Genomic DNA, 9,576 nt, shown 5'->3' with positions numbered 1-9,576 from the left:
GCGCCCGCGGGCTATCCGGGCCCCCCCCCCCCCCCCCGGGGGGCCGGGGGCGGGGGGGGGGGCCCCCCGCGGCGCCCCCCCGGCGGGGGCGGTCGGTCAGCGGCAGTCGGTCAGCGGCGGTCGGTCAGCGGCGGTCGGTCAGCGGCGGTCGGTCAGCGGCGGTCGGTCAGCGGCGGAAGTAGCTGTCGAAGTTCTTGGAGAACTCACGGCCGCCGAACTGGTCCCAGTTGATCGACCAGGTCATCAGGCCGCGCAGGTTCGGCTGGGGGCCGGCCTTGGGGACGTAGCTGCCGCAGTTGGTGGCCTTGGTGAGGCAGTCCAGCGCCTTGTTGACCTCGGCGGGGGCGACGTAGCCGTTGCCCGCGTTGGTGGTGGCCGGCATGCCGATGGCGACCTTGCTCGCGGGCAGCGCCGGGAACACGTTGTTGGTGTTGCCCGCCACCGGGAAGCCCTTGAGCAGCATGTCGGTCATCGCGACGTGGAAGTCGGCGCCGCCCATCGAGTGGTACTGGTTGTCCAGGCCCATGATCGAGCCGGAGTTGTAGTCCTGGACGTGCAGCAGGGTGAGGTCGTCGCGCAGGGCGTGGATCACCGGCAGGTAGGCGCCGGCGCGCGGGTCCTGGCCGCCCCACGGGCCGGACCCGTAGTACTGGTAGCCGAGTTGGACGAAGAAGGTCTCCGGGGCCATGGTGAGGACGAAGTTCGGGCCGTACTTGGCCTTCAGCGTCTTCACGGCGGAGATCAGGTTGACGACGACCGGGCTGGTCGGGTTCTTGAAGTCGGTGTCGCCGGTGTTCAGCGAGAGCGAGTGGCCCTCGAAGTCGATGTCGAGGCCGTCCAGCCCCCACTTGTCGATGATCGCCGAGACCGAGCTGACGAAGGCGTCGCGGGCGGCCGTGGTGGTGAGCTGGACCTGGCCGTTCTGGCCGCCGATCGAGATCAGCACCTTCTTGCCCTTGGCCCGCTTGGCGGCGATCGCGGCCTTGAAGTCCGCGTCGGACTCCACCCCCGGGCACTCGGTGACCGGGCAGCGGTTGAATCGGATGTCGCCGGAGGTGACGGAGGTCGGCTCGCCGAAGGAGAGGTTGATGAAGTCCCAGGAGTCCGGGACGTCGGCGACCTTGGTGTAGCCGGCGCCGTTGGCGAAGCTGGCGTGCAGGTAGCCGACCAGGGCGTGGCTGCCGGCCGGCCCGGTGGGCGTGCCGGTGGGCGTCACGGTCGGGGTGACCGTCGGGGTCACGGTGGGCGTGACGGTCGGGGTCACCGTGGGGGTGACGGTGGGCGTGACCGTGGGCGTCACGGTGGGCGTCGGGCTGGGCGCGCCCGGGCCGTCCAGCGAGACGTCGTCCGCGTAGTAGGTGCCCTGGCCGTACCAGCCGTGGGTGTACACGGTGGCGCTGGTCTGGGTCGCGGACGTGGTGAAGCTGACGCTGAGCTTCTGGTAGGCGCCGCCGGTGCCCGGCGTCCAGGTGCTGGTGCCGCCGTCCACGCCGAGGTAGACGTACGAGCCCTTGAGGTACGCGCTGAGCGTGTAGGTGGTGTTGGGGGCGACCGTGACGGTCTGGGCGCAGCGGGCCGTGTCACCGGCCGAGGCGGCCGCGGCGAGGGCGTAACTGCCGCTGTGGGCCTGGCCGGTGACGACGCTGCCGGTGCCGGCGGAGCAGCTCCAGGGGCCGCTGGCCCCGCTCTCGAAACCGCCGTTGACCAGGAACTCCCCGGCCGAGGCGGCGGGCGCGAGGCCGAGGGTCAGGCCGACCATGGTCGCGGCGGCGACGGCCGAGGCGGTGCCGGCGGCGAGCAGTGTGCGGGGGCGCCGGCGGGGCGGGACGGGTGCGGCTACAGGTGTTCTGCGCATGCGGGGACTCCTGCGGAGGCGCGGATCGTGGGGGACGTCCGAGGGCACGGCGAAGGTACGTGCCAGTGGGGGTTCGGCCCGACCGCGCACCCTAGTTGGACTAGACCACTGAAGTGGATTCGGCCGTGCGGTGTCAATGGTCCAGACCGGTCGGACCCTGCCGTGCGGCGCGTCCGGTTGCCGCGCGTAACACCCCGTCGAACCATGGAGAGATGACGGCACCCGGCTACCTCCGCTACCCGCACCTGCGCGGGGGCCTGCTGGCGTTCACCGCCGAGGACGACGTCTGGATCGCCCCGCTCTCCCCCGGCGGCACCGTCGGCCGTGCCTGGCGGGTCAGCTGCGACCGGACCAGGGTCAGCCACCCCCGGATCTCCCCCGACGGGCGCACCCTGGCCTGGACCGCCTGGCAGAGCCCGACCCCCGAGATCTGGACCGCGCCGGTCGAGGGCGGCGAGGCCGTCCGGCTCAGCTACTGGGGCAGCCAGGACACCCGGCTGCGCGGCTGGCTGCCGGACGGCGAACTCCTCGCCGTCACCTCCTACCACGAGCCCTTCGGCCACTACACCTGGGCGCACGCGCTGCCGCCGGACGGCTCCCCCGGCCGCCGGATGCCCTGGGGGCCGGTCGGCGACGCCCAGCTGAGCCGGGCGCACACCGTGCTGCTCACCGGCTCGGCGCCGCACGAGCCGGCCGCCTGGAAGCGCTACCGGGGCGGCGCCACCGGCCGGCTCTGGGTGGACGGCGAGCAGGTCCTGGCCGGTCATCGGGGGCACCTCGCCTCGCCCATGCCGGTCGGCGACCGGATCGCCTTCCTCTCCGACCACGAGGGCATCGGCAACCTCTACTCCTGCCGCCCCGACGGCACCGACCTGCGCCGGCACACCGACCACGCCTCCTACTACGCCCGCGAGGCCGCCACCGACGGCACCCGGATCGTCTACCAGCACGCCGGCGACCTCTGGGTGCTGGAGGGCCTGAACGCGCCCGCACCGCACCGGCTGCGGGTGCCGCTCGGCGGCGCCCGGGCCGGCCGGCGGCCGTACCAGGTGAGCGCCGCCTCCCACGTCAAGGACCTGGCCTGCGACCACACCGGCCGCGCCGGGCTGATCACCGTGCGGGGCAGCCAGTACTGGCTCACCCACCGGGACGGCCCGGCCCGGGCGCTCGCCGACACCCCGGGCGTGCGCACCCGGCTGCCGGTCCTGCTCGGGCACACCGGTGAGGCGGGCTGGATCACCGACGCGCAGGGCGAGGACGCGGTCGAGATCGTCCCGCTGCCCGGCCACGACGCCACCGGGCACGGTGGCGACGATCCGGGGACGGCGGCGGATGGCGCGCACACGGCGGCGGACGGCACGGGGACGCACCGGCACCGGGTGCTCGCCGCCGGCCGGCTCGGCCGCGTCCTGGAGCTCACCGCCTCCCCCGACGGCACCCACCTGGCCGCCGCCGCCTCCGACGGACGGCTGCTGCTGGTCGCCACCGCGGACGGCGCCGTCCGCGAACTGGCCGCCTCCGAGCACGGGCCGGTCGGCGGTGCCCGCTTCTCCCCCGACTCGCACTGGATCGCCTGGTCCCAGCCGGTCGCGGGCCGCTCCCTGCGCCGGATCCGGCTGACCCGCACCGACGTGCCCGCGCCGATCACCGAGATCACCGACGGCCGCTTCGAGGACGAGCAGCCGGTGTTCACCCGGGACGGCCGCTACCTGGCCTTCCTGTCCTGGCGCGGCTTCGACCCGGTGCACGACGTGCACACCGGCGACCTCTCCTTCCCGCTCGGCTGCCGCCCCTACCTCGTCCCGCTCACCGCCGACACCCCGTCCCCGTTCGCCGCCCCCGCCGAGGATGGCGCCCCGCGCGGCGACGGCGGCGGGGACGGCACCGTGCACGTGGACCCGCGGGGCATCGGCGAGCGGCTGCTGCCGTTCCCGGTGATCGCCTCCAAGTACTCGGCGACCGACGCCGTGCGGGGCGGGCTGGTCTGGCTGCGCTGGCCGATCTCCGGCACCCTCGGGCAGACCTTCACCAACCCGGACGACACCTCCGGCCGCCCCTCGCTGGAGTACTTCGACCTGGCCCGGGGCACCCGCAGCACGCTGGCCGACAAGCTGGACGGCTACGCCGTCTCGGGCGACGGCGGCTCGGTCGCGGTCTACTCGGCCGGCACCCTGCGGATCGTCCCGGTGACCGCGCCGTCCGCCGGCACCACGGTGGACCTGCGGCGGATCACCCACACCGTGCGTCCGGCCGCCGAGTGGCGCCAGGCGTACCACGAGGCGGCGCGGATCGTCCGGGACCAGTTCTGGGACGCCGGGATGTCCGGGCTGGACTGGCCCGCGCTGGTCGCCCAGTACGAGCCGCTGCTGGAGCGGATCGCCGGGCCGGACGACTTCGCCGACCTGCTCCGCGAACTGCTCGGCGAGCTGGGCACCTCGCACGCGTACGTCACGCCGTCCCGGCGCGGCGAGGGGCCCTCACCGGTCCAGCAGCCGCTCGGCCTGCTCGGCGCCAACGCCCGCCACTGCGCCGACGGCCGCTGGCTGGTCGACCGCGTCCTGCCCGGCGAGTCCTCCGACCCGCGTGCCCGGGCCCCGCTGGCCTCCCAGGGCGTCCGGGACGGCGACGAGCTGCTGGCGGTGGCCGGTCGCCCGGTGGACCGGGTGCGCGGTCCGGCCCCGCTGCTGGCCGGCACCGGCGGCACCAGCGTCGAGCTGACCCTGCGCGGCCGGGAGGGCCGGGACGGCCGGGGCACCGGGATCCGCCGGATCACCGTCACCCCGCTGACCGACGAGCGGCCCATCCGCTACCAGGACTGGGTGGCCAAGCGCCGCTCCCTGGTCCGGGAGTTCAGCGACGGCCGGTGCGGCTACCTGCACATCCCGGACCTCGGCGGCTCGGGCTGGGCCCAGTTCAACCGGGACCTCCGCCGGGAGCTGGACAAGCCCGCGCTGGTCCTGGACGTCCGCGGCAATGCCGGCGGCAACGTCTCCGAGCTGGTCCTGGAGAAGCTCACCCGGCCGGTGCTGGCCTGGGACTTCAGCCGGGGGCGCCAGCCGGTGCGCTGGCCGCGCAACGCGCCGCGCGGACCGATCGTGGCCCTGGCCGACGAGGCCACCAGCTCGGACGGCGACGTCATCATCGCCGCGATCAAGCTGCTGCGGCTCGGCCCGGTGGTCGGCAACCGCACCTGGGGCGGGGTGGTCGGCATGACCGGGCGGCACACGCTCGGCGACGGGACGCAGATCTCGGTGCCGAAGAACGCCTCCTGGTTCACCGGCGGGCTCGGCTGGTCGGTGGAGAACCACGGCGTGGAGCCGGACGTGCACGTGCTGCGCACCCCGCAGGACTGGGCCCGGGGGCAGCACCCCGAGCTGGTCACGGCCGTCCGGCTGGCGCTGGACCTGCTGGAGGACGCGCCGGCCGCCGTCCCGCCACCGGACGACACCCCGCGGCCGAACCTGCGGCGGCCGCCGCTGCCGCCGCGCGGGCACTGACCGGGGCCCGGGAACGCCGTAGGGACGCGCCCGGCGGGCGCGTCCCTACGGCGTTCCGATCAACGGTCGGCGATCAGCGGTCGGCGTCAGTCCCAGGGATCGCCCTCGGCCGTCATGTCCTCGCGGGCCCGCTCCTCGGCCTCCCGTTCGGTGACCCGGGGGGCCTGCCGGGCCTCGCCGACCGGGCGGGCCCGTTCGGTCTCTGCGCCGAACGCGTCGGCGGCCTCGTCGTGGGCGAGCGCGGCCCGCTGGGCGGGGTCCGTCATCGCGGTGGTGTCCTGTTCGTGGCTCCCGCCGAGTGAGGAGGACCTGGCCTCCCCGGCGGCGTCGTGCGCCTTGTGGCGGAACCTGTCGAAGATGCCCATGACTCCTCCTCCGGACGACTTCCGGGCTGCCCCCACTCTCACACCGGTGTCCGGCGGGCGCATCCGCTGCGGGCCGCCCGGGCGGCGGCTGGATCCGGTGGCTGGATCCAGCGCCCGGGGATCAGCCGCTGACGCTGGCCGTACCGGTCTCCAGATGGCCGGTGAACCGCTGCGACCAGGAGCTGTCCGCGGTCACCGTGACGGTGAAGTCGTACCAGCCGTTGGTGTAGGCGACCACGTTGAAGAAGTCGCTCACGCTGCCGCCGGCCGGCACCTGGTACGTCCAGGGGCCGTCCGTGCGGTAGTTGTTCGAGGTGATGGTGAAGGTCAGCGCCGTGGTGCCGGTGTTGGCGAGCTTGAGGTAGAGCGCCGGCTTCCCGGTACCCGGCTCGACCGCGTACGAGGCGGTGACCGCCGCGTTCTTGCCCGCCTTGGTGGCATCGCCCCTGAAGCGGCGCAGGAAGCGGTTGGGGCCGACCACCGAGAGGTCGTACGGGCCGCCGCCGAAGCCGGTGCCGCAGTTGAAGAAGTCGCTCTGGTTGCCGCCCGGGTCGACGGTGTACTGCCAGGGCCCGCCGCTGCGGTAGGCGTTGGCGTAGGCCGCGAAGTGCGCCGACTTCTGGGCGACCGCGCCCTCGTTGGCCATCTTCAGCCAGACCTTGATCGCCCCGGCGGAGCCGAACTCCAGGCGGTCCAGGTTGGCGTTCGGCTGGTACGGCAGGGCGCGGGCCGGGCGGGTGCCGGGCTCCTGGACGGGCAGCTTGTTGTCGACCGGCGCCGGGTTGGGCAGCGGTCCGCAGCTCGACATGCCGATCACCGCGTCGGTGTTGGGCAGGGCGGGCAGGCCGTAGACCGGGTTGGCGAAGTCGAAGGCGCTGGTGAGGTCGCCGCAGACCCGGCGGCGCCAGTCGGTGATGTTGGGGCAGGTGGCCGGCTTGCCGATGGCGGCCGTCCACTTCTCCAGGAAGCGCAGCACCGAGGTGTGGTCGAAGACCTCGGAGTTGACCCAGCCGCCGCGGGTCCAGGGCGAGATGGCGATCATCGGGACGCGGAAGCCGAGGCCGATGTTGGTCCCGCCGTAGAACTCGCCCGGGGTGCCGGCCGGCGCGGCGGGCGGCGGGACGTGGTCGAAGAAGCCGTCGTTCTCGTCGTAGTTGAGGAAGAGGACGGTGGAGTTGAAGACGTCCGGGGCGGCGGCCAGGGCGTCGATCACGTTGTGGACGAAGTGCGCGCCGTCCTGGGGGGTCGAGTAGGGGTGCTCGGAGGAGCCCTGGTCGGGGACGATCCAGGAGACCTGCGGGAGCGTGCCGTTCAGCGCGTCGGCCCTGAGCGCGGCGACGATGTCGTCCGGGGTCCGGCCGGTCGCCTTGGGGACGGAGCCCATGCCCTTGACCGCGAGCGGGCTACCGGCCGGGGCGGAGCTGAACGCCGTGAAGTAGGCCAGGGCGTTGTCGCCGTAGTTGTCGGCCGCGTTCTGGTAGACCTTCCAGCTCACGCCGGCGCCCTCCAGCGCCTCGGCGTAGGTCTGCCAGCGCAGGCCCTTCTCGTCGCCGCCGTCGTTCGCCGGGCCGCCCGCCGCGCCGTCCGGGTCGATCTGACCGGACCAGTGGTAGGTGCGGTTGGGGCCGGTGGCGCTGAGGACGGAACAGAAGTAGGCGTCGCAGATGGTCCAGTTCTCGGCGAGCGCGTAGTGGAACGGGATGTCCTGGCGGGTGAGGAACCCGAGCGTGCGGACGTTGCCCTTGGCGGCGACCCAGGAGTCCATCTTGCCGCCGTTCCACGCCCGGTGCTGGTCGGACCAGCCATGAGCCAGGTCGCCGTTGCACTGGGCCAGGCGCTCGGGGTCGGCGCCGCCGGCCGGCTTGGTGGCGCTGAACTGCCACGGGTACTGCCGCCCGAGCCCGTTGGGCTGGTTGAAGACGCTGTACCCGTTGGCGATCTGGATCGCGCTGCGGTCGGCGAAGCCGCGCACGCCGCGCAGCATCCCGAAGTAGTGGTCGAAGCTGCGGTTCTCCTGCATCAGGATGACGATGTGCTTCGCGTCCGCGATGGTGCCGGTCTGCGACAGCGCCGCCGACGGCGCCGCGGCGGGCGCGCCCGGCGCCGCCCCCGCACCGGTGGTCCCGGCCACGGCCAGGCCTGCCGCGGCGGCTCCGGACAACGCGACGAACTTTCTACGACTCAGCTCGGCCATCAGCCCAGCCCGTCCCTTCACTGGCGATGTTGTGCACACAAGTTGGGGCTCGATCGCGCAGCATCCTCCCGCCGCCCGGACCGCCCCACCAGAGGGCCGGGGCAGGGTTGGCGGACTGTTCGCCCGGTCGTCACCGGGCGACGCCGGTCTGAACGGCGGGCTCACCGCCCCGGGTCAGTCCTTCACCGTGATCCCCAGGGCCTGGGCGAACAGCGGTGCCAGTTCGAGGAGCTGCGGAGAGCTGATGACGGCGCCCTGCAGGCCCTGGTGGCCGTCGGGCAGGCCCAACCGGACGGCGCCGCGAAGGTCCACCTTGGTCAGCTTGGCGCCGCGGAACCGAACCTCCTCCAGGGTGGAGCCCGGGAAGGAGACCTCGGTCAGCTTGGCGTCGCCGAAGTCCACGTCGCGCAGCAGGCAGTCCTCGAAGACGACGTCGCGCAGGACGGCGGCGCGCAGGTTGACCGCCTCCAGCTTGCAGCCGCGGAAGACCGTCCGGCGCAGCGCCGAACCGTGCGCGGCCACCCCCGCCAGCACCCCGCCGGTGACGGCGCCGTCCTGCCACTCGGTGTCGCTGAGGTCGCAGGCCACCCAGCGGCCGGCCTGGGCCCAGACCTCGTTGAAGCGGGCCCGGCGCAGCCTGACCCCGCTCAGCGCGACGCCGGTGAAGGCGCACTCCAGGAAGGTGGCGCCGCCGGCGGACTGGTCGGTGTACTCGCCACCGTCGAAGTGGACGGTGTCGTAGCGCTCGTCGCTGCGCAGCGGGCCGGAGTGCGGGCGCAGCAGGTGGGCGTACGGCAGGTCGGCCAGGCGGTCGGGGACGGAGAGCGGCATGGCGGCGGTACCTCGCGGTCGGTGGACTGGTCCTCGTCGGCATGCTCGCACGTGGCACCGACAGGGCCCGGCCGCTCGGGGGGGGGGGGGGGGGGCGGCCGGGCCCTGTCGGCGGTTCACGCGGTCACGCGGTCACGCGGTCCGACCGGGGACCGGCCGAGGGGTCAGCCGCGGAGCCAGAGCGAGTTGACCCGGCTGCGCTCGGTGCTGTTCGGGTAGGGGTTGGTGCAGGAGGTGCCCGGGCCGCCGCCGGACATCAGCTCGCTGCACGGGCCCGAGTAGTGGTCCGGCAGGCCGAGCACGTGGCCGGTCTCGTGCGCGGTGACCCGGGTGGAGTTGTACTGACGGTTCTGGGCGTAGTCCAGGAAGATGTAGCCCTGGCCGTGCCCGTTGGTGCTGGCGTAGGACCCGCGCGAGTCGTTGCCCTCGTAGTAGCGGAAGTCGGCGTTGGTCCCGGAGCGCAGCTGCACGTTGGTGACCGAGCCGTTCCAGATCTGGGCGCTCTGCGATATCTGGTTGCGGAAGGTCGGCGCGCTGCTGGCGTCGTAGGTCACCACGACGGCCTTCAGGTACGGCGTGGCCGCCTGCTTGGCCAGCGCGGACTTCATCACGGCCTCGTAGAACGCCTGGTTGTTCGCGTCCTCGGCGGCCGAGCCGGCGTAGGCGGTGGTGGCCGTGTAGCCCTGGACCGCCGGGGCGGGCGCGGCGACGGCGGTGGTGGGCAGGGCGGCCAGGCCGGCGGCGAGCACCAGGCCGACGGCCGCGGAGAGCGTGCGGGAGATGCGGTTCATGTGGGGGCTCCTGTTCGCGGGTGCCGGGGCCGCTGGGGGTGGG

The 9,576-nt window shown here is 73.9% G+C and carries 6 protein-coding genes; 1 reads left to right on the top strand and 5 read right to left on the bottom strand.

From position 1 onward, the window contains the following. Window positions 1-166: 166 nt before the first annotated feature. Window positions 167-1,855 carry a chitinase gene (locus tag ACIF6L_RS30800; protein ID WP_396490632.1) on the bottom strand — a complete coding sequence of 563 codons (1,689 nt, stop codon included), beginning with the start codon at window positions 1,853-1,855 and terminating at the stop codon, window positions 167-169. A 212-nt stretch (window positions 1,856-2,067) separates the two neighbouring features. Here ACIF6L_RS30800 and ACIF6L_RS30795 point away from each other — a divergent pair, with 212 nt between their 5' ends. Further along, entirely contained in the window at window positions 2,068-5,352 is a 3,285-nt protein-coding gene (locus ACIF6L_RS30795) for a S41 family peptidase (protein ID WP_396490633.1), read from the top strand. A gap of 86 nt (window positions 5,353-5,438) precedes the next feature. Here the strand turns inward: ACIF6L_RS30795 and ACIF6L_RS30790 are convergent, their stop codons facing one another. The 4 genes from ACIF6L_RS30790 to snpA form a co-directional block, all read right to left on the bottom strand. Further along, on the bottom strand, window positions 5,439-5,717 hold the full coding sequence (locus tag ACIF6L_RS30790; RefSeq protein WP_396490634.1) for a hypothetical protein: 279 nt from the start codon (window positions 5,715-5,717) through the stop codon (window positions 5,439-5,441). 121 nt (window positions 5,718-5,838) lie between these two features. Beyond that, complete coding sequence (locus ACIF6L_RS30785) at window positions 5,839-7,911, bottom strand: phosphocholine-specific phospholipase C (RefSeq protein WP_396490635.1); 2,073 nt, start codon at window positions 7,909-7,911, stop codon at window positions 5,839-5,841. Between the two features lie 174 nt (window positions 7,912-8,085). Further along, window positions 8,086-8,742: a pentapeptide repeat-containing protein gene (locus ACIF6L_RS30780; protein ID WP_396490636.1), complete on the bottom strand. Its 657-nt coding sequence runs from the start codon at window positions 8,740-8,742 to the stop codon at window positions 8,086-8,088. Window positions 8,743-8,906: 164 nt separating this feature from the next. Continuing rightward, a complete protein-coding gene (snpA, locus tag ACIF6L_RS30775; protein WP_359805025.1) occupies window positions 8,907-9,533 on the bottom strand; it encodes a snapalysin in 627 nt (208 codons plus the stop codon). Between the last annotated feature and the right edge of the window lie 43 nt (window positions 9,534-9,576).

This window comes from Kitasatospora sp. NPDC086009 (assembly GCF_044540385.1).
Lineage (GTDB): Bacteria > Actinomycetota > Actinomycetes > Streptomycetales > Streptomycetaceae > Kitasatospora.
This window is presented reverse-complemented; position numbering and strand designations above follow the sequence as displayed.